At 64.9% G+C, this 23,562-nt stretch carries 21 protein-coding genes; 9 read left to right on the forward strand and 12 right to left on the reverse strand.

Translation table 11 applies throughout. The features are described 5' to 3' along the window. Nucleotides 1-19: 19 nt before the first annotated feature. The 4 genes from LJ725_RS25940 to LJ725_RS25955 form a co-directional block, all read right to left on the reverse strand. Nucleotides 20-2,620: a DEAD/DEAH box helicase gene (locus LJ725_RS25940; protein ID WP_230553856.1), complete on the reverse strand. Its 2,601-nt coding sequence runs from the start codon at nucleotides 2,618-2,620 to the stop codon at nucleotides 20-22. After that, the gene (locus LJ725_RS25945) at nucleotides 2,610-3,581 is read right to left on the reverse strand and encodes a HamA C-terminal domain-containing protein (RefSeq protein ID WP_408015775.1); all 972 of its coding nucleotides are present in this window, start codon (nucleotides 3,579-3,581) and stop codon (nucleotides 2,610-2,612) included. Before LJ725_RS25945 ends, LJ725_RS25940 begins: the two co-directional genes overlap by 11 nt. 846 nt (nucleotides 3,582-4,427) lie before the next feature. Continuing rightward, the gene (locus tag LJ725_RS25950; protein ID WP_230553857.1) at nucleotides 4,428-4,763 is read right to left on the reverse strand and encodes a hypothetical protein; all 336 of its coding nucleotides are present in this window, start codon (nucleotides 4,761-4,763) and stop codon (nucleotides 4,428-4,430) included. A gap of 253 nt (nucleotides 4,764-5,016) precedes the next feature. Further along, nucleotides 5,017-5,475 carry a hypothetical protein gene (locus LJ725_RS25955; RefSeq protein ID WP_230553858.1) on the reverse strand — a complete coding sequence of 153 codons (459 nt, stop codon included), beginning with the start codon at nucleotides 5,473-5,475 and terminating at the stop codon, nucleotides 5,017-5,019. Nucleotides 5,476-5,763: 288 nt separating this feature from the next. Here LJ725_RS25955 and LJ725_RS25960 point away from each other — a divergent pair, with 288 nt between their 5' ends. Then, nucleotides 5,764-6,354 carry a hypothetical protein gene (locus LJ725_RS25960; protein WP_230553859.1) on the forward strand — a complete coding sequence of 197 codons (591 nt, stop codon included), beginning with the start codon at nucleotides 5,764-5,766 and terminating at the stop codon, nucleotides 6,352-6,354. A gap of 37 nt (nucleotides 6,355-6,391) precedes the next feature. Here LJ725_RS25960 and LJ725_RS25965 read toward each other — a convergent pair whose 3' ends face one another. After that, nucleotides 6,392-8,752: a M10 family metallopeptidase C-terminal domain-containing protein gene (locus LJ725_RS25965; protein WP_230553860.1), complete on the reverse strand. Its 2,361-nt coding sequence runs from the start codon at nucleotides 8,750-8,752 to the stop codon at nucleotides 6,392-6,394. A gap of 162 nt (nucleotides 8,753-8,914) precedes the next feature. Beyond that, nucleotides 8,915-9,970, reverse strand: coding sequence for an AraC family transcriptional regulator (locus LJ725_RS25970; RefSeq protein WP_230553861.1), 1,056 nt, complete (start codon nucleotides 9,968-9,970; stop codon nucleotides 8,915-8,917). A gap of 102 nt (nucleotides 9,971-10,072) precedes the next feature. Between LJ725_RS25970 and LJ725_RS25975 the strand changes: the two genes are divergently transcribed. Both LJ725_RS25975 and LJ725_RS25980 read left to right on the forward strand, forming a co-directional pair. Next, nucleotides 10,073-11,026 (forward strand): hypothetical protein, encoded by a 954-nt coding sequence (locus LJ725_RS25975; protein ID WP_230553862.1) that lies wholly within the window; start codon nucleotides 10,073-10,075, stop codon nucleotides 11,024-11,026. Between the two features lie 17 nt (nucleotides 11,027-11,043). Further along, complete coding sequence (locus tag LJ725_RS25980) at nucleotides 11,044-12,471, forward strand: DUF1254 domain-containing protein (protein WP_230553863.1); 1,428 nt, start codon at nucleotides 11,044-11,046, stop codon at nucleotides 12,469-12,471. Nucleotides 12,472-12,669: 198 nt separating this feature from the next. Here the strand turns inward: LJ725_RS25980 and LJ725_RS25985 are convergent, their stop codons facing one another. Beyond that, nucleotides 12,670-13,956, reverse strand: coding sequence for a patatin-like phospholipase family protein (locus LJ725_RS25985; protein WP_230553864.1), 1,287 nt, complete (start codon nucleotides 13,954-13,956; stop codon nucleotides 12,670-12,672). Between the two features lie 187 nt (nucleotides 13,957-14,143). On the opposite strand from LJ725_RS25985, the gene LJ725_RS25990 reads away from it, so the two are divergent. Further along, nucleotides 14,144-14,650 carry a cytochrome c gene (locus LJ725_RS25990; RefSeq protein ID WP_230553865.1) on the forward strand — a complete coding sequence of 169 codons (507 nt, stop codon included), beginning with the start codon at nucleotides 14,144-14,146 and terminating at the stop codon, nucleotides 14,648-14,650. A 10-nt stretch (nucleotides 14,651-14,660) separates the two neighbouring features. Here LJ725_RS25990 and LJ725_RS25995 read toward each other — a convergent pair whose 3' ends face one another. Continuing rightward, nucleotides 14,661-15,434, reverse strand: a complete 774-nt coding sequence (locus tag LJ725_RS25995; protein WP_230553866.1) for a tetratricopeptide repeat protein — start codon at nucleotides 15,432-15,434, stop codon at nucleotides 14,661-14,663. A gap of 230 nt (nucleotides 15,435-15,664) precedes the next feature. Here LJ725_RS25995 and LJ725_RS26000 point away from each other — a divergent pair, with 230 nt between their 5' ends. Together LJ725_RS26000 and LJ725_RS26005 are read left to right on the forward strand one after the other, a co-directional pair. Then, nucleotides 15,665-16,657: an HNH endonuclease gene (locus tag LJ725_RS26000; protein ID WP_230553867.1), complete on the forward strand. Its 993-nt coding sequence runs from the start codon at nucleotides 15,665-15,667 to the stop codon at nucleotides 16,655-16,657. A gap of 252 nt (nucleotides 16,658-16,909) precedes the next feature. Beyond that, the gene (locus LJ725_RS26005; RefSeq protein ID WP_230553868.1) at nucleotides 16,910-18,325 is read left to right on the forward strand and encodes an OprD family outer membrane porin; all 1,416 of its coding nucleotides are present in this window, start codon (nucleotides 16,910-16,912) and stop codon (nucleotides 18,323-18,325) included. Here the strand turns inward: LJ725_RS26005 and LJ725_RS29260 are convergent. Together LJ725_RS29260 and LJ725_RS26015 are read right to left on the reverse strand one after the other, a co-directional pair. Then, entirely contained in the window at nucleotides 18,319-19,644 is a 1,326-nt protein-coding gene (locus LJ725_RS29260) for an ATP-binding protein (RefSeq protein WP_230553869.1), read from the reverse strand. The genes LJ725_RS26005 and LJ725_RS29260 overlap by 7 nt on opposite strands. After that, nucleotides 19,641-20,351: a response regulator gene (locus tag LJ725_RS26015; RefSeq protein ID WP_230553870.1), complete on the reverse strand. Its 711-nt coding sequence runs from the start codon at nucleotides 20,349-20,351 to the stop codon at nucleotides 19,641-19,643. The genes LJ725_RS29260 and LJ725_RS26015 overlap by 4 nt, the downstream gene beginning before the upstream one ends. Before the next feature lie 227 nt (nucleotides 20,352-20,578). Here LJ725_RS26015 and LJ725_RS26020 point away from each other — a divergent pair, with 227 nt between their 5' ends. Both LJ725_RS26020 and LJ725_RS26025 read left to right on the forward strand, forming a co-directional pair. Continuing rightward, nucleotides 20,579-21,403, forward strand: coding sequence for a MipA/OmpV family protein (locus LJ725_RS26020; protein ID WP_230553871.1), 825 nt, complete (start codon nucleotides 20,579-20,581; stop codon nucleotides 21,401-21,403). Nucleotides 21,404-21,415: 12 nt separating this feature from the next. Further along, nucleotides 21,416-22,303 carry a DUF6492 family protein gene (locus LJ725_RS26025; protein WP_230553872.1) on the forward strand — a complete coding sequence of 296 codons (888 nt, stop codon included), beginning with the start codon at nucleotides 21,416-21,418 and terminating at the stop codon, nucleotides 22,301-22,303. Between the two features lie 87 nt (nucleotides 22,304-22,390). Here the strand turns inward: LJ725_RS26025 and LJ725_RS26030 are convergent, their stop codons facing one another. Together LJ725_RS26030 and LJ725_RS26035 are read right to left on the reverse strand one after the other, a co-directional pair. Further along, on the reverse strand, nucleotides 22,391-22,573 hold the full coding sequence (locus LJ725_RS26030; protein WP_230553873.1) for a hypothetical protein: 183 nt from the start codon (nucleotides 22,571-22,573) through the stop codon (nucleotides 22,391-22,393). 126 nt (nucleotides 22,574-22,699) lie between these two features. Beyond that, nucleotides 22,700-22,864, reverse strand: coding sequence for a hypothetical protein (locus LJ725_RS26035; protein ID WP_230553874.1), 165 nt, complete (start codon nucleotides 22,862-22,864; stop codon nucleotides 22,700-22,702). Between LJ725_RS26035 and LJ725_RS26040 the strand changes: the two genes are divergently transcribed. Further along, nucleotides 22,853-23,545 (forward strand): alkaline phosphatase family protein, encoded by a 693-nt coding sequence (locus LJ725_RS26040; protein WP_230553875.1) that lies wholly within the window; start codon nucleotides 22,853-22,855, stop codon nucleotides 23,543-23,545. The genes LJ725_RS26035 and LJ725_RS26040 overlap by 12 nt on opposite strands. Nucleotides 23,546-23,562 lie beyond the last annotated feature (17 nt).

Consider the following 23,562-nt stretch of genomic DNA (forward strand, 5'->3'; position numbering starts at 1 on the left):
TATATTTTTCAACATCAACTCAGCCTGCATCGTCGACTACAAGTTTTTCGCGAATTTCACGAAGAATAATTGCTGGAATATCCATTCCTTCAAAATTCGCTTCACGCTCGCTAATCCATACCAAGCAATCTTCTTTGCTTAGATCGTCGCGGGCAATTAGCTCATAAAGAGCAACAGCACTGAATCGCGAGAGGCCCAATTCCATGAGTGAAAGGAGCGTTTGCGACGAGATACCAAATTCGAGCTGCATACCAATATCGAGTTCATCACTGATTAAATCTTCACGACCAATCTCACGCAAGTGAAGCTTAAGAACATCAACGTAAGCAGACAGATATTTAGGCGCACTAAAGCGCGCAACTTGCTCCACCAATTCCATTGTTTCTCGAATCAAAGCCGGCAATCTATATGGCCTCTTCGTTTGCACGTGGTAATCAATATTTTTTCTGATTATTGCCGCCAGAGAAAGTCCCTTGAGCCATTGGACGACTATTAGTGCGAAGAGCCTGGCGCGCTTCTCCGGAACAAAAGCAGGATACAAATATTGATTGATCCTCTTCATAATTGTCACAAATCTATCAAGACTGTCTAAACTATCGACCGTAGCCGGCATTAGATTTTGCACATCGCCTCTGTATGCACGAAAGCCATCAAGCAATCTTTGAAGGCCCAAGGCACTTACTCCTGGGTGCCGATCCACCAAGTCCATTCCAATGCCGATTTGACTCGCCAGCAACGCCAGCGTCTCGTCTAACTTCGCAATAGCGCTAGGGGCATGGCGCTTCGCTAAGTTAGCGTTGACGAGCGAGCCCAGCCGAAGTCGAGTCGCTAGAAGATATGATCCAACTTGCTCAAACTTGTCGGCATCCTTCAATTCCGAAACGTCTTTCGTTGCACGGTTAGCAAGGTAATTCGTCAGTGCCTCGTCATTGAGTTCAAGTACTGCATCGCTTTCCCGCTTAATCAAATAACGAGTACGACGCGGTATTCCATCAGGCCAAGCTTCGGAATCTCCAGGGTCTATGCAAATTATATTGCCTTGGAATTCACTTCCCCATCGTCCAGCCCTGCCCGCCAGATTCCAGAAATCATGAGGTTTCATTGGACGACCAGTACCCTTGCGTGGCCCCCTCATAACAATATTGCGGCAAGATAGATTAACGCCTTCAATAAGGGTTGACGTACAAATTAGGAAACGAATCTTCCCAGCGCGGAACAGTCGCTCGATCTCCGACCGAAGCAACGAAGGCATATTGCCGTAGTGAAATGCGACACCTTTCTTTACTAAGGGTACAAGCGCGAATTTCGGATGGACCCCTTTTTGGGCGAGGTCTGCCAGTTCTAGTAGTTCCTGATCTACGATTTTGATTTCAGGCAGCAGTTGGCTAACGAGACTTGCCACCTTCTCGGCGGCAGCGGCGCCATTCGCATAGACAAGCGTGCCGCCTCTCTCCCCTACAGCCGCAGCAATAAAGGCTAGCTGCTTTGGATGACCGCTTGGTGAACTGGCGAGTCGCAGCACACCAATAGGCAGACTCGCTTTCTCGTCCCGCAAGACGGACAACTTCCACAACTTCGCCATGCGCGGAACTTGTTCCGCCACGATAAGATTCTGGAGTACGGTTGGCGCGTCGCTTTGAATCGCTAGTGAGGTTGCGCCAACAGGCGCATCAGCCAGCAGAACTTCGGGATTCTGTGTCGCAGGACTAACAAAAACGGTTTTGAGTTTCCCGTTGGAGCGGCTGATACGTTCGACTGCGTCTTGCATGATGACACCGCGCTGATTATCACCAATCTTGTGCGCCTCATCGACGATCAGCAGATCGACAGCAATGCCATCACCTATCGAGTTAGCGAACAGATGCAATCTCTCTTGAGTATAAACGACGACTAGACGTGCGCCACCTGACACTGCCGCATCGTATTTGGTACGCACTGGCAGAGACGATACCTCGATGCCACTGTTCTTCCCCAGCAATGAAATGAGATTTGCCTCGACCTCGGAGACTAATGCACGCGTAGGCGCGAGATAGACTACGACACGGACATTGCTGGTGAGTATCTGATCCACGAGCCAACGGGATATGAGGAAAGTCTTGCCAGACGCCGTCGGTGCAGACGCCGAGAGCCAGCTTTGATTCCCAGCTTCAGTCCAGAACTTATTCTGAAACTTATTGGCAGGAAGCCATCGTCCATTAGATTGAATTAGGATTGATTGCTCTAGCTGCCTTCGTTGAGTTTCAAGCCGTAGCGATACTCCAAGACGACCTTCGAAGCCTGGCGCCAACAGATCACGCTTAATGGCTAGTTCAATTGCCTGAAAATTTGACAACTTGCCAAGAAGGACTGCACCAGCGTCCTTCACTGACTGGCTAGCGGCGATTGATATAGCGCCTGTGGCAATTCTCAAAGCGGCCTCTTGATGATCTCGCCGCTCTGAACGCGCCAAAAGACTTCCAGCAAATAGTAATCTTGGCCAATCAATTGACCTAGACGGCGCTTCTTCTGGTTCATCGAGTAAATTATCTAACTCAGCTCTAATTGAGCGATGAGCTACAATGTCGAGGTCACTATCGATACCTTCCGCTATCAACCAATCTTGAAGCTCGCTAAGACTCATTTCTTAGCCCCATCGCCTTCAGAAAAGCGTCACGAAATCCTTCTGCAGACGGCAAAGGAAGACAGAAGAAGTGGATCTCGAACAGATTAAGTTTTTCTGCGCTAAGGCGGTTACCTATTTTAGTCCGCCAACCCTCAAGCTCTTTTCGTGCTGCTGTCTCGATTTCTTTCGATACGGCTTTTCCGCCATCACTAGGATAGAAATCTGCGTCAAACCCTACTAGTGCAACGCCGCAATATTGCACTCGATTTGACAGAGGTGAATTCCGATCGAAGTAGCGCCTCAACGCTCCAGTTAAGGCAGGATCACTTAAATCTGCTTTGTCACTGAGCAGAACAAGATCACGCTCTCGCTCAGCAGATTCACCCTCTGGTTCGACAAGAAAGGGGGCGAGTGACGACAGACAGTTTGATATTGCGCTGGCTACCTTTTGGTAGATCTTAGACTCGCCCCAATATAACTTTAGTATTCCCGAATCGGTAACACCTGCATAAACACCATCCGCGCCATGGTAATGCATCCTACCATCGGTTTTTAGGTCCATCTTGCAGAGGATTTGTGGCAACTGCAGAAATCGCTCTGCAAGTAGAAATAGCAGCATTTCACCACCCTCACCGGTGGTAGACAAGTCCGTGAAGGACCGGCGAGCTTGCTCCACTAACGCCGCAGTTGCTTCTGTGCTCTTGTACCTAGCGTCACGAGCCTTGGCGTCAGCTAACTTCGCGCGGGGTATTGCATAGTCAACTATAGCATTGCGCATAAACTCAGCGAGTCGTCGCGGCTGAACCCGAGCATTCCCATCGACCGTGAGGCAATGGCAATGAATTTTAACGCAGTGACCATCGATTGATACGTCGCGTTCAATCAAAGCAAGATGAACGCCGAGGGCGTCAGGATCTCCGGTAACCGCAGATGTAAGATCGGCGGCAGTAATAGTGGACAGTTCTAGCCCCTGTTTCAAAATCTGTCAGACAGGCCACTATTAGGCACTAGAAATGCAAACATATCGAAAAACTCTCATCCTGTCTATCAGTGGTTGCAATTCACCTTCGGCTGTCGACGGCTACTCACGCGCTCCAATCTCCGTGGCTTTCGCATCCCCACACACATCCCAAGCCGATTGGAACCGCGCAGGACGCAGTCATGGTCGATAAATCGGAACACAACTGGAATCGATATCTTCAGGGCGCAGATCGTAGAAGCGGCTATCAGGCCCCCATGGCCGAGTAGTCCAGCCATTAGATCAGGCGATGACGATTCGATCATCCACGAGCCTCGCATACGCTCTCAGGGCAAGGCGGAGCGTAGCACGGGCACTAGTTGGGTGCGGAAGCGCCGACGGTTCAGGCTCCCGTCGGTCGTTGTTCTTGCCGGATGGTGCGTCGCCCCCTCACCCAGCTTCTCCCCCGAGAGGCGGCGTGATTACACGCCGCGGGGGAGAGGGGCATGAGAGGCCTTACTCCGCCTTCAGCAACCCGTCCTTGATCATCTGCGCGGCGGCGGCGTCTTCCATTTTCAGGAGGGCGTCGTACTGGTCGGGGGTCATCTTGCGGCCCTCGGTGCCGAGGCGACGCAGCTTGGCCTGGCCCTCTGGGATCGTCGAGCACCTTCTGCAGCGCGTCGCCCAGCACCTTGACCGTCGCGGGCGTCGTCCTGGCGGGGGCGATTTGGCCCGGGCCGGTGACAACCTCGAAGCCCCTTAGCCCGAGCTCGTCGGGCGTCGGCGTATCAGGCAGGTTGAGACGTCCCGCAGCGCCAGTCGCTCCATCGACAAAGATGACGCCGAGCCGATGGGGCGGCCGACCAGCTACGGGCAAAGATCGACCAATCGCTGCCAGAAGAGAAGGAGCACGACGAGTGCTACCCAGACGACGGGTAGAAGCCGCAATGCGATCAGGACGCTGCCCACGATCTGCACAGCAACCAGCCAGGGAAAGGCGATCCGGAAGGTTGCCATGATCACGGTGTGACCCAGCGCCTGGAGGCAGTAGGTGCCCTTGTCGAGGGAGTCGGGCGGGACAAGGTCGAGTGTGGTAACTTGCGCGAAGAAGATCGCCCACGAGGTAATGAACGCGGTTGCCAGCCGGATAAGGACGGACGGGCGGTCCAACGATGCAACGAAGCGGCGGTACGATTCGATCAATAAAACCCCTCGCGCGACGCTGACACTGAGTTGGAGCCTAGACGGGCTCGGTTTCGGCAAGGGGACCCCGGTGGAGTGGGCTTCCGGTGAGCGTTCGCTTGGTCGGGTGTGCGTCACCCCCTCACCCAGCCTCTCCCCCTGACGGGGGAGAGGGGCATGAGGAACGGTGAGTCGGTTCGGCGGGCTGCCATGACCACGGCAAAGGCTGCGCCCTCTTGGGCGGGGTTCGGCCGATCTCGATCAGGGGCCGCCGTCAGCACCGCGGCGCGGTGCGGGTGCGGTAGCCGTCGTAGTACTGGCTGCCGCAGACGACCTGCTGCTGCACGACGTCGTCGCGATAGCCGTTCTGGCCGCGGTTGACCACGGTCACGCTGGTGTAGCGGCGGCCGTCGCCTTGGTTGTACCAGGCGCCCTGCTGCGGCTGGTTCTGATAGTAGTAGTTCGGCGCCGGCTGGGCGTAGCCGTAGGCGGGCTGCGCGTAGCCGTAGCGCGGCGGCGGGCTGTAGTAGCCGGCGTTGTAGTAGCCCGGCCCGGCCGGATAGGCGCCGCTCGGCGCGCCGTAGCCGTCGCCTTGGCAGGCCGCCAGCGCCAGCCCGAGACCGGCCACCAGCGCGAGGCGCGCGCTCACGCCGCGCAAAGATACGCGGTTCGGGGATACGCGGTTCGGGGACACGGCACTCAGGGGCACGGGGCTCAGGGGCATCCTCGGCATTTCTTCCTCCAGGCCCGCTCGCGGGCAGCGCCATCATCCGAAAGGTCTCGGGCCAAACCAAGGCGGGGTCGGCCATGGTCTCTCCCCGAAAACGCTGCCGCGCCGCCGGAGTTGCACCCGCCTCCCCGCCTCCCGCCGTCCCCCCGACAGGCCGCAGGTCCGGCCGGCCGCCCGGCGGCCGCCGCACGAGGCGGCGCGCGGGGATGGCGCGAAGCCGGCGCGCGCTTGCCGGCCGGGGGCGCCGCCCGCTAAGGCAGCGTCTCCCGCCGCGACGAAAGACTGCGATCCATGGAACAGGACAAGAGCCGGCTGCACCGGCTGGCCGAGAAGGGCATCGAGGAATTCCACCGCTTCACGGTGATGTTCCTCTATCTGTGGCTGGTCTTCGCGCTGTTCCTGCTGAACGAGTACGTGGCCCTGGGCCACCAGCACGGCCATCTCGTGCTGCAGGGCTTCGCGGTCATCAACGCCGCGGTGCTGGGCAAGGTGATGCTGATCGCCGAGGACCTGAAGCTCGGCCGGCGCTTCGAGCACCTGCCGCTGTTCTGGTCGGTGCTCTACAAATCCTGCCTGTTCGCCGTGGTGTTCATCCTCTTCCACATCGTGGAGCGCATGGCGGTCGGCCTGCTCTCGGGCGCGACGGCGCGGGCCAGCATTCCCAAGATCGGCGGCGGCTCGTGGGACGGCATCGCCGCGGTGTGGGCCGCCATCACGGTGTCGCTGCTGCCGTTCTTCGCGCTGCGCGAGATCAGCCGCGTGCTGGGCAAGGACGTGCTGTGGAACCTGATGTTCCGCCAGTCGGCGAAGGACCGGCCGCGCGCCTTCGCGGCGGCCGGCACGGGCGGCGGCGCCGCGGGCGGGGACGCCGGCCCGGCCTGACGGCCGGAAGATCCCCGCCGTCAGCCGATCCCGGCCGTCAGAAGATGAAGTCCTGCTCCGTCAGCTGGCCGGCGACGGTGCTGCTGATGCTGATCGCGAGGTCGGTCAGGATGTTGAACTCGCCGGGCGTCTGCACGACATAGACCGAGTGCGACGTGCCGGCGTTCTCGATCCAGACATGCTCGAAGTCCTTGTTTAACGCGGTGAGGTCGATCTTGTCGGTGCCGAGGATGAAGTCGACGATCGTGTCGTAGCCGGTCTTCAGGTTGCTGTCTTCGTAGGAGCGGTAGCCGAAGGTCACGACGCCGCCGCCGGCATAGAGCCTGTCGGCGCCGCCCAGCCCCTCGAAGTAGTTGCTGCCGCCACTGCCGATCAGGGTGTCGGCGACCGACCCGCCGAACGCGTTCTGGATCGAGTTCATCTGGTCGGTGAGGGTGAGCACGCCCTTGAACCAGACGTAACCGAGCTGCTGCATCAGGTCGACATAGACGCTGCGCTCCTGCGCCGAATAGTCGACGGTGTTGGAGCCGGCCCCGCCCCACAGCTGGTTGGTGTCGACGCCCTGCGGTTCCGTGTTCTTCGGCAGCGCCGCGGCGAGCCCGCCGATGAAGACATCATCGCCATCGAGACCGTAGAGCGCGTTCTGCCCGAGGCCGCCGTCCAGCCGGTTGTCGCTGTCGTCACCGATCAGCCGGTCGTCGCCCGCGCCGCCGATCGCGTTCTGGATGTTGTCCATCTGGTCGACCAGCACGAAGACGCTGCCCCGCAGCACGTAGCCCGCGCCGGCGCCGAGATCGACCCGGACCGCCGAGGCCACATCCGAATAATCGACCGTGTTCGTGCCCTCGCCGCCCCACAGCTGGTTGGTGCCACCGGTCGCCGTGCCGCCGGCGAACAGGTCGTCGCCGTCGAGACCGTAGAGCGCATTCTGCCCGGCGCCGCCGTTCAGCACGTTGACGCCGTCGTCGCCGATCAGCGTGTCGTTGCTGCTGCCGCCGGTGGCGTTCTCGATGGAGTCGAGCGCATCGGCGAGGACCAGCACGCCGTCCTCCTTCACGTAGCCCGCGCCGGCGCCGAGATCGACATACACGACCACCGTCTGGTCGGCGTAGGTCACGGTATCGGTGCCCTCGCCGCCCCACAGCTGGTTGATGCCGCCGGTCGAAATGCCGCCGGCCAGGCTGTCGTTGCCGTCGCCGGCATAGAGCACGTCGACGCCGCCGCCGCCGTTCAGCGCGTCGTTGCCGTCGTTGGCGGTGAGGATGTTGTTCAGCTCGTTGCCGATTATCTGATCGTCGCCGGCGCCGGTGACCAGGTTGGAGATCAGCGAGCGCGTGTCGCCGTTGTAGAGCAGCGTGTTGTAGATGTTGCCGTTGGCGAGATTGTTGTAGGCCGCGGTGCCGGGCGCGGCATTCATGTTCAGGTCGGCGATCTGCGCCTTGGAGAAGCGAAGCCATTGCCCGGCCCGCAGGTCGTCGACCTGGTCGTCGTCGAAGTTGCTGAGGTCGTAGGTCGTCGTGGCGCCCTGGGTCCACACGGTCGAGAAGATCTTGCCGGTCGCCGTCGTGCCGGTGTTCTCGGCCTCGTCGCCGTTGATGTACTGCTGCCCGGTCGAGTTGTTCCAGGTGTAGGTGCGTTCGTCGCCGAGCGCCGTGAAATCGGCGCCGTAATAGGCCTGCAGCGCGGCGATGTCGTACATCATGTAGCTCTGGGCCGACGAGCCGACATGCGCCGGCTCGGCACCCCCCACGTCGGCGCCGATATAGGCCGCGTAGGTCATGATCGAGAACTCGACGTCGTCGCGATCGGCCGAAAGCTTGCCGTTGAAGCTGGGGTCGTGGCCGTGCTTCAGGCCGAAACCGTGCCCCATCTCGTGCATGATGGTGGTGAACTGGTCGGTCCCGAAGAAGACCGTCTCCTCGCCCGGCTCCGCCGGCAAGATCCATCCATTGTCCTCGCCGATGAAGGTGTCGCCCGCGGCGCGGCTGTCGGACTTGTCGTAGGTGCCTTCGTTGGGCGGGAAATTGGAGACCGACACCGAGATGTCGCGCGCCAGGCGGAAGGTGGAATTCGTCGCCAGTCCGGACGCGATCTCGGTGAACTCGAGCAGCGTGTAGGACGCGACCAGGTTGAAGGCAATTCGCGTCGCCGCCTGCTCGTACTCGTTCATCGGCGAGAATTCGGCGACCTCCTCGACCGCCGGATAGCCCGGAACGACGAGATAGTCCTGCGCCGACTGCGGGAACGAGAAGTTGGCCTGCGTCGCGGGCGTGTCGCCGCCATAGGCCGTCGTCCAGCGATAATCCATCAGGATGGCGCGGACGTTGGGATCGAGGCCCGAGGAATCGAAGGGACCCCCGTAGAGGCCTCCCTTGGGGGTGTCGTAGACAGCGGCCATGGTTCGGGTCTTTCCAGCGCAGGGTGATACTAGCGGCCAGCCTTTGGCCGCGTGTATTGTTTGTCAATGATGCGCGTCACCGAAGAACCCGATCCGGCCGCTCCGCGACGATCCGTCCGCCCGTTGCGCATGCTCTGAAGCGCGGCGGCCGTAGAATGCCGATCACGCCTCTTCGGGCGGGCGTGTGTCGCGCCACGCCGCCGGCGACACGCCCATGCCCGTCCTGAAGGCGCGCGAGAAGGCGGCGACGTCGGAGTAGCAGAGCGTGCTGGCGATGTCGGCGAGGGTGAGATCGGTGTCGCGCAGCAGGCGCTGGGCGATCTCGAACCGGACCGAAGCGACGAGCGCGCGGATCGAGGTGCCACGATAGGCAAGCCGCCGGTTGAGGGTACGCCGGCTCAGTCCGAGCGCGGCGGCGACGGCATCGACACCGACATTGCCCTGCGCGAGGCCGACCATGATCGCCCGGCGGGCGCGGATCGGAATGTCGAGATCCTCGCCCGCGGGCGGCGGCACCGGTGCGGCGAGACCGTGCGGCGACGGCACGGGCCGCCGCGGCAGCCAGGCCGCATCGAAGACCACGGCGCCGAGCGGCGCGCCGAATTCCAGCGGCGCGGCGAAGAAGGACTCGTAGGGCCGGCGATCGGCCGGCTCGCGTCGCGCGAAGGTGACACGCAGCGGCGCCCAGCGCGGCCCGCAGAGGAACCGCAGGATGTTGGCGACGGTCGCCAGCGCGAAGTCCTCGAGCTGTTCGTTGCCCCGCCGGTGGAGGGCGTAGGGCATGATGCTGAAGCGCGCCCCGTCCGGCCCGGTCGACAGCGCCGGCACCAGCGCCTCGCCGTTGAGATGCAGGTTCATGACGAGCCCGCGCAGCGCGCGCTCGACCGAGAGCCCGCCGCCCAGCAGCCGGGCGAGCGGCGCGCCCAGCGCCGCCGGCCCGACCGGCGCGGCCAGCAGCAGGCAGAGATGCGGGCAGTTCGCCGCTTCGGCACCGCGCGAGGCGAGGTGCAGCAACCGGTCGACCGGCCAGCGGTTCTCGGGATCGTGGAAACCGTCGGACGGCAGGCCGGCTTCCGCCAGCAAGGGCGCAAGCTCCACGCCGAAACCAGCCAACAGGCCGGGCAGCCCCATCATGGGGCCGACCCGCATCGTCCGGCCCGCGTCGCCAGTTCGCCGCGGCGACTCGCGGCCGCCGGTCAGGACTTCCGTCAGTGTCACGCGTCGATGATTGCACTTTTGGCGCAAAATATCATGGCCTCCCGCCACGCGGTTTGGCAAACCCCGGCCTCGACCTTTGTCCTGTAGCTTTAGAGAGGTCTCGTGATCGGGAAGTTGGCGGCTGCCGCTTTTGCCTTCGGGGGAGGCCTGGTCTGCGCCTGCGCAGCTATGGCGGGTGATCCGGCGGCTGCCAACACAGGGGCCGCGGCGGAAGTCGCGACCGTGCCCGCCATGACCTCTCCACCCGGGCCGCCTGCGGCAACGAGCGATCCCGAGGCCTGGCGCTTCCAGGCCGCGACCTACGGCTGGCTGATGAGCGTGAGCGGCAGCACCACCTCGCACGGCCAGACGGTCGACACCAATGCCAGCTTCATCGACCTGATGCAGAAGAGCGATTCGCTGATCGGCTTCATGGCCTATCTCGAGGCCGACAAGGGGCCGGTCGGCGTCTATGCCGACTTCGTGTTCACCAAGATGGGCTTCACCACCAGCCAGGCGGCCTATCGCAATCCGATCGCGGGCCTGAAGCTCAGCGCCACGGCCAACGCCGCGCTCACGATGCAGATGTTCATCATGGAGGTGGGCGGCGTCTATGAGCTCGCGCGCTGGAACGGCAGCTCGGGCAACGCCACCACACTCGAGGCGGTGGGCGGCTTCCGCTACTGGAACGTCAACCTGGTCGGGACCTTCGACGCGCTGATCACCGCCGACACGACGCGCTTCAACCTCTCCCGCAGCGGCGGCTTTGCGCTCGCCGACAGCGGCACCACGCAATGGGTCGATCCGCTGGTCGGCCTGCGGCTGCGCCACCAGCTCGCGCCCAACCAGATGATCACGGTGCGCGGCGACATCGGCGGCTTCAACCTCGCCAACTCGCTGAGCTGGCAGGCGATCGCCGTCTACTCCTACGACTGGCAGTTCACCGGCTACCAGATCGCCGCCCTGCTCGGCTTCCGCGCGCTCGGCGTCAACTACAACACCGGCAGCGGCGCCACCGCCTTCGGCCTCAACGAGGTCTTCTACGGCCCCGTCATCGGCGCCACCGTTCGTTTCTGACAGAGAGAGGTTCAGCCATGACCGTCACCCGTCGCACCGCAACCCTCGGCGGCCTCGCCGGCGCCGTCTCGACCCTGGGCGCCCTGCTGCCCGCGCACGCGCAGGAAGGCGTGCCGATCCTCGGCGGGCTGGAGGAGTTCTGGCTGGCGACCGAGGCCTATGTCTACGGCTATCCGCTGGTCACGATGGAGATGACGCGGCGCATCATGACCAACGTCGCCGCGCCGGCCGGCACGCGCGCGCCGATGGGCCAGTTCGCCCGCATCCGTCAGTATCCCGATGCCAGCTTCCGCGACGTCACCGCGCCCAACGCCGACACGCTCTACACGACGAGCTGGATCGACGTCGGCAAGGAGCCGTGGGTGCTCAGCCTGCCCGACATGAAGGGCCGCTACTACCTGTTCCCGATGCTCGACGGCTGGACCACCGTCTTCCAGGTGCCCGGCACGCGCACCACCGGCACCGGCGCGCAGACCTATGCGATCACCGGCCCGGGCTGGAAGGGCACGCTTCCCGCCGGCGTCAAGGAATACAAGTCGCCGACCAGCATCGTCTGGCTGCTGGGCCGCATCTACTGCACCGGCACGCCGGAGGACTATGCCGCCGTCCACGCGCTCCAGGACCAGTGCAAGCTGGTGCCGCTCAGCTCGTGGGGCAAGGACTACACGCCGCCGGCCGCCACGGTCGATCCCTCGGTCGACATGAAGACGGCGGTGCGCGAGCAGGTGAACGCGCTCGACGCCGTCTCCTACTTCACCCTGCTGGCCGAGCTGATGAAGACCAACCCGCCGGTCGCGGCCGACGCCGCCGCCGTCGCGCGCTTCGCCCGCATCGGGCTGGTCCCCGGCCAGGACTTCGACAAGACGAAGCTCCATGCCGACTTCGTGTCGCGCATCCCGCATGTCGCCTTCGACCGCATCATGATCCAGCTGAAGGTGAACAAGTCGGTCAAGAACGTGAACGGCTGGCTCTACGACACCGTCACCGGCGTCTACGGCACCGACTACCTCAACCGGGCGCTCGTGACGGCGATCGGGCTGGGCGCCAACCGGCCGCAGGATGCGATCTATCCGATGTCGCCCAAGGACGCCGACGGCCGCGACTATGACGGCGCCAACAAGTACGTGATCCGCTTCGCCAAGGGCCAGCTGCCGCCGGTCAAGGGCTTCTGGTCGATCACCATGTACGATGCCGCCTTCTTCTTCGTCGCCAACCCGATCAATCGCTACTCGATCAGCGCGCGGCAGAAGCTGAAGGCCAATGCCGACGGCTCGATCGACATCTACATCCAGAACGAATCGCCGGGCGCCGACAAGGAAGCGAACTGGCTGCCCGCGCCCAAGGGCAAGTTCCAGCTGATGCTGCGCATGTACTGGCCCAACGAGACCCAGCCCTCGATCATCAACGGCACCTGGTCGCCGCCTCCGGCGAAGAAGGTGGCGTAACGGGCCGCCGCAGGAGCGGCCGCTGGAGCGTTGCTGGGCGAGATTGAGCGAGCCCAGCATTCCAATACCGACCTCATCCTTCGAGACACGCTCCTGCGGAACGTTCCTCAGGATGAGGTCAGTGTTTGGATGGACTCAATTCATTTCCGGTCGGCCTCTCAGGATGAGGTGTGCGGGTCGACTTGAAGCGGGAGGACTCTACGAGGCGCCGGTCCTGCCGCGCCGGGCGGCCGGCAGGGCGCTGGGAACGGGGATCGCATTGAAGCCCGGCGGCACGCCGGACCACGCCGTGCCGTTCAGCATCGTGTCGCGCCCGACCGCGAACAGGTTGCGCATGTAGGTCTGGTCGAACGGCGCGTCGAGCCGTTCGGTGAAGCTCTGCGGGATGCAGGCCACGTTGTAGTCGATGCCGTCGCGCTGGGCGATGACGTAGAGCTGGTAGAGGTCGCTCAGCCCCTGCGCCTGGATCAGCGTGGCGATGGCGCGGTCGGCGATCTTCATGATGTTGCGCGGCACCGTCTCCGGGTCCGCGCCCGGCCGGGCGTTGCGGATGATGAACAGCCGCCGCGGCCGCCCGGTCAGCGCCTCGACCACACCGGGACCGACCGCCGCCGGATCGAGCAGCAGGTTGTCTCCGCCCAGCGACGGCGGATAGAGCACCACCTGGGCCACCGTGCCACCGTCGACATGCATCTCCTGGTAGCGCGTGCCGCCGGCCTCGATGTCGAACATCACCGGCGGCAGGATGCCGGGAATGGAGGCCGAGGCGAGCAGGATCTCGGTGAACAGCTCGGCCGCGCGCGCGTGTCCGCTGGCGGCGATCGAACCCATGTTCCACAGCACGCCGACCGGCACGTCGAGATTGGTCGTCGCCACGAACAGCAGCCGGCCCTTCTCGGTGTATTCGCGTGCGATCGCGGCGAGCAGCGCGGGCGTCACGAAGCGCCGGATGGTCGCCCGCAGCGGCGCCGAATCGTAGAGCGAATCGCCCAGCAGGCCGCGCAGCAGGCCGCGGCTCACCATCACGTCGGAGAGGCCGATGTCGGTATAGACGCGCTCGAGCTCGCGGTCGTAGTCGGGGCCGAGGAAGGCGAAGGGAGCGCTCAGCGCCCCGGTGCTGACGCCGGTCACGCCCTTGAACTCGGGCCGGTTGCCGAGCCGCGTCCAGCCCGTCAGCAGGCCGGCGCCGAATGCGCCGTTCTCGCCGCCGCCCGAGATCGCGAGATAGGCAGCCGGTCCCACCGGCACGCCGCGACCCTGCGCATAAGCCATCTCGCGGCGCAGGGCGGTGAAGGCGATGCGGCCGAACAGCCGGTCGTTGCTGCCGTCCAGCACGATGCGGCAATCGTCCGGCATGCCGGCGAAGCGCCCGTGGTTGCCGAGATTTCCGGGCAGCGCCGCGAGCCGGTCCGGCGACGCACAGCCGCCGGCCGACGCCGAGACGACGCCGGCGCCCACCGCCCACAGGAAAGACCTCCGCTTCATTGCGCGACAGTGTGCCCGCAGCATCCGCCCACAATCAATGCCGCGCGAGGTCGCGCGCATCGACGGCGGCGCCGATCGCTCCCGCTCATGTGATGACGGCGTACTGGCTGGTCGCCGTCGCGTGCGCTATCGCCGGTACGTCATCGCCTTCATCCGGAACGTCCGGCGGGCACTGCGGAGAATCGTCATGTCGCTGAAGCCCATCGCCCTCGCGCTGCTCACGGGCGCGCTCACCTTCGCAGCGGCCGGACTGGTCATCGCCCAATCGCCTGCCCCGACGCCGGCCGCGCCCCCAGCGCCCCAGGCCTTCAAGCCGAGCCTCGGCGACCTGATGACCATGACCATCCAGCCGCGCCACACCAAGCTCGGCCTCGCGGGCCAGGAGAAGAACTGGACCTATGCCGCCTACGCGCTGCACGAGCTGGAGGAGTCGTTCGAAGGGGCGGCGGCGGTCTGGCCGGTCTATGGCAAGACCAACGTGGCCGAGCTGATGGAGGCCACGACCAAGGAGCCGATGGAAGCGGTGGCGGCCGCCATCAAGAGCGGCAACGCGGCCGGATTCGGCGAAGCCTATGCCCGCCTCACCGCGACCTGCAATGCCTGCCACCAGGCCACGGAACGCGGCTTCATCGTCATCCAGGCGCCCAGGGGCACGCCCTTCCCCGACCAGGACTTCCGCCCGCAGAAGCCCTGACCGCCGGACCTCAGCGCGTCGTGAGCGGGCTGGGCGCGAGCGGCGCCAGGGGCGATGGCGTGAGCGGACCGGTCGTCGGGCCGACCGAGGGTTCGTTCACCCGGTAGGGGTTCACCGCCGGATCGTTGACCATAGTCGGATTGATCTTTTCGTCACCTCCGACGGCTGGCGTCGCGCCGGATTTGCCGCCGGGCGCGGCCGAAGCCGGCGGGCTGCCCGCGGTTGCGCTGCCGGCCGGCGCGGTGCCCGGCGGCGGCGCCGCGGGACGGCCTTCCTGCTGGGCGACCGCCTTGGCAGCGGACGAGGTGTAGAGCCATTCGTCGGCGCCGCGGGTCGTGCCTTCGCGGAACACGGCGATCGCGCGCTGCTTGTCGCCGGCCTTCCAGAAGGCCTCGGAGACGTCGCGATAGACCATGCCGGTGGCGCTCGGCTTGTTGTCCTTCGGCACCCGCTGCAGCGCGCCCTTGGCGCGGTCGAAGCTGCGTTCCCCGGCGGCCGTGTCGCCGCTGCGGATCTGGTACTCGGCCAGGCTCGAATAGGCGAGCGCCAGCGTGCCGCAATTGTAGTTGGTGGTGGAGGAGCACTGGTCGGACGCCGAATACTTGTCGACCTCCTTCTGGGCGAGGCTGGTGGCGGTCTTGAGGTCGCCCTTGTCGGACGCCTGCATGGCCTCGGCCTGGTAGGACTCGCCGCCGCTCGCACAGGCCGCCGCCAGCGCTCCCATCGCGACCGTCGCGACAAGACTCAGGACGTCGGTCCTGCGTTCCCCCCAAAGCGCCGTCATTCCCGTTCCCTGTCCGATACGAAGACCGCAATCCGGCCCTCCCCGGGGGAAAGCTTATGCCGACCGCCTTGCCGTAGCGAAAGAGGGATTTGTGGGCGGGCTTCGCGCGGCCCCGCGAGCGTCAGGACACTGTGAAACAATGTCCGAGAGCGCCACGAGGTGCCACCCGCCCGCCAGCCGGCGCCTACTACCTGGTCGCTGCCCCTTACAGCGGCTAGATTAACGCCACCATGCGCCAGTTCTGGTGGGTCAATCACAAGCAGACGTTCAATCAGGAGATTGAGCATCAGTATCTGTGGTCGCCGAAAACCTCGAAGAACGGCGTTCGCAACCGCTTCTACGACAACATGCGTGCGGCAAATCCGGGGGACATCGTCCTCTCCTATGCGAGCCAGCTTATCCGCTATGTCGGGCGGGTCGTGGATTTTGCCTTCACGGCGCCCAAGCCCTCCGAATTCGGCGCGACGGGCTCGTACTGGAGCAACGAGGGCTGGCTGCTACCGGTCTTCTGGACCCGGCTCGATCCGCCCATTCGCCCGCGTGATCTGCTGCACCTGATTGGCCCGATTCTGCCGGAAAAGTACTCGCCTCTCCAGCATGCGACCGGCAAGGGCAATCAAGGTGTGTACCTGGCCGCGATCCCGCGAGACATCTACGAAGTTGTCAGGGCTCACACACACATCGACGACGTGCGCCTGGAGACCGGCGGCGCGAACCGGCTGACATTCCAGAATGTGGTCGAGGAACTCGACGACCGCATCGAGATCGACATTCGCTCCAATCTGACGATGGATGACACCATTCGCACCGCGACCATCCAGGCGCGCCGCGGACAGGGTATCTTCAGATCTAACGTGCAGAAGGTAGAGCAAGCCTGCCGGCTCACCGGCATTAGAAACCCCGCACTTTTGATCGCCAGTCACATAAGGCCGTGGCGTTCATGCGAAACGGCAGACCAGCGACTGGACGGCGCCAACGGGCTGCTCCTGACTCCGGATGCCGACCTGCTGTTCGATCGAGGCTTCATTTCCTTCGAAGACAGCGGCGAAGTTCGGGTCTCTCCGCGTTTCGATCAGAACGACCTTCGCCGCCTCGGCCTTGGCGAACAGGCCTGGAAACAGCTTGGCTTCTCGGAGGCGCCGATGCCGTGGATGGCCCAGGCCTTCTCCGACAACCAGCGAGCCTACCTCAACTACCATCGCGCACAGGTCTACATCACCTGAATCATGCGCCTGCGTTAGCATCGACCATCCGCAGTTCCCTGCAGCACTCGATTATTTCGCGATTCATCGACCCGTGATCCGTGCTTGAATGCGGGGGCCGAAACCGATGGGAGACAATCTTGCCGTTCTTCGTGGGTGCCATCCGAGACACTGGCCTCGGCGCGCGTGGAACTCGGCTCCATCAGTCTCCAGTCCCACGACAGGCAGCCACCAAGCTTCGCGCGGCGGGAGAACATGCAACGGAAACCGCAATTGGCTAGGACCAGGTACCTGCAGCGCGTCGCCGCTTCGATCCTCGCCTCCGCCGGAGCCTTCGCGGTCGTTCTGGCCCCGCCCGGCAGCGCGCTCGCGCAGAACAGCAAGCAGGAATATCCGATCCCGCGCACGCCCGCCGAGGACCTGACCGCGATCGAGCGGATCTTCGTGCCGCCCAAGCCGCCGCCGCTGACCGCGTTTCCCGAACTGCGCGAGCGGTGGAAGGACACGCCGGCGTTCCTGCGTGATTCCCGCGTGAGCTTCGAGGCGCGCAGCTACTTCCGCGACTATGTGTCGAGCTCACCGGCCAGCAGCACCATGGAGCAGGCCTGGGCGAGCGGCGGTTCGGTCTCGGCAGAGACCGGCAAGCTGTTCGACCTCGTGACGCTGGGCGCCGTTCTCTACACCTCGTTTCCCGTGATCGCGCCGCCGCAGTATGGCAACACCGGGCTGCTGCTGCCCGACCAGCAGGGCTTCGCGGTGTTCGGCCAGCTCTACGGGCAAGCCCACCTGTTCGACGATCACCGCATCACCGTCGGTCGCTATCTCTACAATACGCCGTTCCTCGGGCCGCACGACAACCGCATGGCGCCGCAGACCTTCTCCGGCTACTCCGTGGACGGCACGCTGGGTGGCGACGGCACGCTGAGCGGCGGACCCAGCTTCCGCTACGGCGGTGGCTTCATCGACGCGATCAAGCCGCGCGATGCCATCACCTTCCAGTCGATGGCGAGCGCAGCGGGCGTTCCGACCTCGAATGCCGGCGTCGGCGTGCTGGGTGGCCTGCTGAGCTGGGGTCCGGCGCGCGTGGGCGCCATCAACTACTACAGCCAGGACCTGCTCAACATCTTCTATGCCGAGGGCAAGATCGGCCATGACTTCGGCCGCGGCTTCACGGCGCTCGCTGCGGCGCAGATCGCCACCCAGAACAGCACCGGCCAGTCGCAGCTGAACGGGGGAACGCCGTTCGCTACCAGCGAGTTCGGCGCGAAGGTCGATCTCGGCTACGGCAACGGCATCCTCACGCTCGGCTATTCCGTCACCGGCCCCGGCCTCGGCATCCTGACGCCTTGGAGCGCCAGCCCCTTCTACACCAGCGCGCTGATCCAGAACTTCCAGCGCGCCGGCGAGCAGGCGGTGATGGTCGGCGTGTCGCACAGCCTGATCGGACTGGGGCTGCCGGCCGCGGTCTCGACGCACTTCTACAACGGCTGGACCAGCGCCGCGGCGGCCGGCGCGCCGCTGGCCGAGAGCGAATGGGACGTCCATGTCGACTGGCGGCCCGACCGCGACCGGCTGCAGGGACTCTGGTTCCGCGTGCAGTACGGCCGCTTCACGATCTGGCAGGGCGGCAGCGTCACCAACGGCGAGGAGCTGCGCGTGGTGCTGAACTACAAGCTCAACCTCTACTGAGGCAGCGGCGACGGGATCGTGAGCCGCGCCAGCAGGCCCCGCGGCGCACGATCCTGGAGCGTCAGCGTACCGCCATGATGGCGCGCCACCGTGGCGGTGATCGCGAGGCCCAGTCCGAAGCCGCCGACCCTGTGGCGTGCTTCGTCGGCGCGGTAGAAAGGCTCGACGACCCGCGCCTTCTCCGCATCGGGAATGCCCGGTCCGTCGTCCTCTACGTCGATCGACACCCTGTCCGCTTGTGAGGCGTCGAGGCGCACCGTGACCGATGTGCCGTACTTGACCGCATTGTCGACCAGGTTGGAGATCCCGCGCTCCAGCGCCAGCGGCAGGCACTGCACCGTCAGGTGGCGCGGCCCTTCGTAGGAGATGGGATGGCCGGCATCCTCGAAGTGGCTGCAGACCGTCTCCAGCAACGAAGGGAGATCGGCCATCTCCGGCGCCTCCCGCGTGCCGCCTTCGCGAACGTAGGCGATCGCGGAGGCGATCGATCCGTCCATCAGGGCGATGTCGTCCTGCATCCGCTGCCGGTGCTTCGGGTCGGAGACGTCCTCGAGCCGCAGCCGCAGGCGGGTGAGCGGCGTCCTGAGATCGTGGCTGATCGCCATCAGCATCCGCGTGCGGTCCTCGATCAGGCGCAGGATGCGTTGCTGCATGCGGTTGAAGGCCCTCGCCGCGCGCCGGATCTCCTCCGGCCCCTCCTCGCGCAGCACCGATTCGTCGTCGCCGTCCGCGCCGAAGCGGTCGACCGCGGCGGCGAATCGCGAGAGCGGCGCGGCCAGCCGCAGCACCGCCCAGAGCGACAGCAGCACGATCGACAGGACCATGAACGCGATCACCAGCACGATCGGCAGGCTGAGGAAGTGCGGGATGTCGCGCACCACGCGAAACACCACGAGTTGGCCGTCGCTCAACCGCGCCACCACCGTGCCGTCGCGGCCCTCGAAGAAGACGCCGAGCAGGTCGACGCCCGGCGGGAGCTGGCTCAAGAACCACGACCGGAACTCCTTCTCGGTCTCGAGCTGGTTGCTCGGTAGGCTGGGCGCCGCGTCGGTGAGGTTCGCCGAGAAATCGGGGCGCTGGAAGGCGAAGAGCAATCGCGGACGGTCGGCCGCCGGCACGGCTTCGAGCCCGTGCAGGGCGTTGAACAGGCTGACGACGTGCCGCGTCGCCGTCGGCGACAGGAACAGGAGGGACTCGGGCGACAGCACGACGAAGATCGAGCTGATGCCGATCCAGGCGATCAGGCTCGACACGACGAGGACCGCCACCAGCTGCGTGGCGAGCCGGCCCATCGCGCCGAACGGCCGCGGCCACTTCACGGGCTTTCCACGGCCGGCGTGAAGACGTAGCCGCCCGAGCGGACCGTCTTGATGAACACCGGATCGCGCGGATCTTCCTCGATCTTGCGCCGGACCCGGCTTACGAGGATGTCGATGCTGCGGCTCACCGCCTCGGTTCCGCGGCCTTGCGTGAGGTCGAGGAGCTGGTCGCGCGTCAGCGTCAGCTGCGCATGCAGGCAGAAGGCGAGGAGCAGGTCGAACTCGCCGCCCGTCAGGATGACGCGCACGCCCGCCGGACTGTGCAGCTCGCGCGTCACCGGATCGAGCTGCCACCCGGCGAACCGCATGGGTCCCGCCGCCTTATCGGCATGGGGCAGGGCCGCGGCGCGGCGCAGCACGGCGCGCACGCGGGCCAGCAGTTCGTGCGGGTCGAAGGGCTTGGCCACATAGTCGTCGGCCCCCATCTCCAGCCCGACCACGCGCGCCACCGGGTCGCCGGCCGCGGTGAGCATGATGATCGGCACCGACGAGGACGAGCGCAGGCGCCGGCAGATGCTGAGCCCGTCTTCGCCGGGCAGCATGATGTCGAGGATGACGAGATCGATCCGCGCCGCCGCGATCGCGCGGCTCATCGACGAGCCGTCCGCGGTCGCCGTGACCCTGCAGCCGTGCCGGGTCAAGAACCGCGTAACCATGGTCCGGATCTCCGGATCGTCCTCGACGATCAGAATGTGAGGGCTCTGCATCTGCGCCGCATCCTACATCGGCACGGCTGCCGATGACCGGGCCAATTGTGTTTCGCGATGTTTCCGCGGCGGCGCCGCCGCCGCTCGCCGGCAGATTTGTTTCCGCCTGTTTCGTGAGAGGCTCCAGATACCTTCAGAGACAATCGAGCCCGGCCGCGGACACGTCGTGGCCCGGTACGCATGCCATATCCGGTGCATCGTACTGCATTGCCGGAGCCCATCGCATCATGACAACTGGAACCAGATTTCTGTCACTCGCCGGCCTCTCGGCCGGCGTCGTCGCGACGGTCGTCGCCGGATCGCCCGCCGCCGGCCAGGCGCTGAACGATCCGTTCGCCGCCCGCAAGAGCGGCAAGGACTGGCAGGTGACGCTGGGCGTCGGCGGCGCCGTCCGGCCCGCCTACGAAGGCGGCGACACCTACGTCGTGACGCCGATCCCCTATCTCAACGTCGTGTGGCGCGACACGGTCGCGCTCGATCCCACCGGCCTCAGCGCCTATTGGCGCTTCGACCGGCTGCAGGTCGGCGGCGGCGTCACCTACAGTCTCGGACGCAACCAGAGCGGCGGCGTGTTCGAGCCCGGCAACTGGCGGCTCAGGGGTCTCGGCGACATCCCGGGCGCGGTCGGCGCCCGCGGCTTCGTGAACTACAATCTGGGCCCAGCCCGTCTCGGCGTGACGGCGACCAAGTTCCTGATGGATGGCAACAGCGGATTGCTGGTCGACACCAGCATCGAGGTGCCCTGGCGGATCGACGACCGCTTCATGGTCGCGGGCCGCGCCTTCGCCACCTGGGCAGATTCGAGCTACACGCAGACCTACTTCGGCGTCACCTCCCTGCAGTCGATCAACTCCGGCTATTCGACCTACGGCGCCAGCGCCGGCATCAAGAACTTCGGCTTCGAGCTGCGCGCCCTCTACCAGTTCGCCCCGAACTGGACCTTCTCCGTCAGCTCGAGGATCTCGCAGCTCGGCAGCATCGCCGCGGACAGCCCGATCTCCGCATCCGACACCGCCTTCATGGTGATCTCCACCGTCGGCTACCGCTTCTGAGTGGCGGCCCGCATGTTCTCCGGGGTTCGTCAGGCCATCCTGCCGCTGGCGGTGCGGCGCAGCCGGCACCGGGACGATCTTGAGCGCGCAAGCCTGCTGATCGAATCGCTGGCGCTGCACTGGCAGGACCGCCGCCCGCTGGCGCTGCTGATCGTCTCGCCGGCGCGCGATCTGGAGCTGCTGCGCTCCAGCCTGCCGCGCGCGGCCAAGCTGTCGATCGAGGTCCGGGCCGAAGGCGACTTCTTCGCCCCGTTCAGCGCCTTCTACCTGATGCCGGGCTGGTTCCGCCAACAGGTGATCAAACTGCACGTGCCGGCGCGTCTGGGGTTCGCGGGCTACCTCACGCTGGATTCGGACGTCGTCTGCGTCGGCGACTTCGATGCCGGCACCTTCGTGCGCGACGGTCGCGCCGTGTCGCGGTGGGAACCGAAGAGCGGCCAGGACTGGTGGCGCAACATCGCCGGGCTGGTGGGTGTTCCCTACGCCGGCCAGAGCCACGGCCTGTCGGTGACGCCCAACGTCCTGCATGGCGACCTAGCCGCGCAGGCGCTGGCCCATGTCACCCGCGACGCAAGCGGCACTGGCGACGCGACGTCAAAACTCTGGCTCTGGTTCATGCGCGGAATCCCGGCCGTGGCCTGGACGGAGTACTCGCTCTACACCACCGTCGCGGAACTGAACGGCAATCTGCTGGCCTACCATCAGGATTGGGACACCTGCTACGGCGGCGACGTCCACCTGTTCTCCGAACGGTCCTGCGTGTGGAAGGCCGACGACTTCACCCGGCTGGCGCGACTGCCGCGCGGCAGCGATCCGGGCGGCAAGTTCATCGTCGTCCAGAGCCACGCCCACATTCCCGTCGAACGGGTGCGCACCTACATCCAGCAATTCGCCGGCTGATCCGCGCGCCGGGAGCAGCGAACTCGAACGATCGTGCGCATGTGGCGAGGAGATGGCGGACAGACACCCTTGCCGTTGCCCGGCCTGTTACGACCGGGGAAGCGTCATGTAACAGGCCCTGCCGCAGGTGAGGTCGCCGCGCTCGCGCGGCGCGAGGACGAAGACCACAGTCATCAGGGCAATGGCTGCCGCCAGAAGCGGCAGGACCGCCAGCGGTACTTTCAGCGGCAGGCGGCGCGATGGCGAGAAGGACGTTCCGGTATCCGGCATGCCCTTTGTATAGAGACTCCGCGCCGCACGGGCGGATTGGAATTGTTTCCCGTCATGTCTGCCGGTCGCCCGGATACAGGCCGTGACAGAAGACTCTCCCCGAACCGCCGGCCACGGGTCCCGGTCTCAATCGCCGTCGATGCCGAACACCCGGCAGGCGTTGGTTTCGTAGATCTTGTGCCCTTCCTCTTGCGTGATGCTGGCGCCATCGAGGAAGCGCACCGCTTCGGCGTCGTCCTCGGCACCAACACCGATCACCAGCAGAATCATCTGCCGCTGATGATCGTCCATCCCGCCTTCGCCGGCGGCAAGGAATGCCGGGCGCTGACCTCGCAGCTCGATCTCACGCCCACGATCCTGGCCCTCACCGGCCGGGAGGGCGCCGCCGTCGAACGCGCGCGCCAGGGCCTGCGCGGCAGGGACTTCTCCCCGCTGCTGCGCAATCCGGAGGCCGCGGGCCCGCAGGCGGTGCGGCCGGCAACCCTCTTCAGCTTCGACATGCTGTCCTATTCCGATCCGAAATGGGCGGCGATGACCATCGACACGCGCGCCTTCAGGACCAAGCCGCCGGCGCAGCAGCAGGAAGTGCTGGCGGCGCATCCGCCCGACTTCCGCAACCGGACGGCGATCCGCAGCGCCTTCGACGCCCGCCATCGCTTCTCGCGCTATTTCTCACCGGTGCAGTTCAACACGCCGAAGACGATGGAGGAGCTGCTCGCGAAGAACGACCTCGAGGTTTACGACCTGCAGGCCGATCCCGAGGAGATGACCAACCTCGCCCTCGACCCGAAGAGGAACGGCGACCTCATCCTCGCGCTGAACCAGGTGACGAACGAGCGCATCGCCGACGAGGTCGGCACCGACGACGGATCCTCCCTGCCGATCCGGGACGGCAAGTGGGCGTTTCCGCCCCTGGACGAACGCCAAGAGCGCTCGTCCAGGGGCGGGCCAAGCGTCAGGACATTGCCTTGAGCAATGTCCGGGAGCGC

Origin of the sequence: Reyranella aquatilis (assembly GCF_020880995.1) — a bacterium.
Lineage (GTDB): Bacteria > Pseudomonadota > Alphaproteobacteria > Reyranellales > Reyranellaceae > Reyranella > Reyranella aquatilis.

Bases quoted from the DNA above. Each gene is read 5' to 3' on its own strand.
- LJ725_RS26040 (WP_230553875.1), top strand. From the start codon at position 22,853: ATGATCGTCCATCCCGCCTTCGCCGGCGGCAAGGAATGCCGGGCGCTG.
- LJ725_RS26000 (WP_230553867.1), top strand. From the start codon at position 15,665: ATGCGCCAGTTCTGGTGGGTCAATCACAAGCAGACGTTCAATCAGGAG.
- LJ725_RS26030 (WP_230553873.1), bottom strand. From the start codon at position 22,573: ATGCCGGATACCGGAACGTCCTTCTCGCCATCGCGCCGCCTGCCGCTG.
- LJ725_RS25955 (WP_230553858.1), bottom strand. From the start codon at position 5,475: ATGCCGAGGATGCCCCTGAGCCCCGTGCCCCTGAGTGCCGTGTCCCCG.
- LJ725_RS26015 (WP_230553870.1), bottom strand. From the start codon at position 20,351: ATGCAGAGCCCTCACATTCTGATCGTCGAGGACGATCCGGAGATCCGG.
- LJ725_RS25995 (WP_230553866.1), bottom strand. From the start codon at position 15,434: ATGACGGCGCTTTGGGGGGAACGCAGGACCGACGTCCTGAGTCTTGTC.
- LJ725_RS25965 (WP_230553860.1), bottom strand. From the start codon at position 8,752: ATGGCCGCTGTCTACGACACCCCCAAGGGAGGCCTCTACGGGGGTCCC.
- LJ725_RS26035 (WP_230553874.1), bottom strand. From the start codon at position 22,864: ATGGACGATCATCAGCGGCAGATGATTCTGCTGGTGATCGGTGTTGGT.
- LJ725_RS25940 (WP_230553856.1), bottom strand. From the start codon at position 2,620: ATGAGTCTTAGCGAGCTTCAAGATTGGTTGATAGCGGAAGGTATCGAT.
- LJ725_RS25980 (WP_230553863.1), top strand. From the start codon at position 11,044: ATGACCGTCACCCGTCGCACCGCAACCCTCGGCGGCCTCGCCGGCGCC.
- LJ725_RS25990 (WP_230553865.1), top strand. From the start codon at position 14,144: ATGTCGCTGAAGCCCATCGCCCTCGCGCTGCTCACGGGCGCGCTCACC.
- LJ725_RS26020 (WP_230553871.1), top strand. From the start codon at position 20,579: ATGACAACTGGAACCAGATTTCTGTCACTCGCCGGCCTCTCGGCCGGC.
- LJ725_RS25985 (WP_230553864.1), bottom strand. From the start codon at position 13,956: ATGAAGCGGAGGTCTTTCCTGTGGGCGGTGGGCGCCGGCGTCGTCTCG.
- LJ725_RS25960 (WP_230553859.1), top strand. From the start codon at position 5,764: ATGGAACAGGACAAGAGCCGGCTGCACCGGCTGGCCGAGAAGGGCATC.
- LJ725_RS26025 (WP_230553872.1), top strand. From the start codon at position 21,416: ATGTTCTCCGGGGTTCGTCAGGCCATCCTGCCGCTGGCGGTGCGGCGC.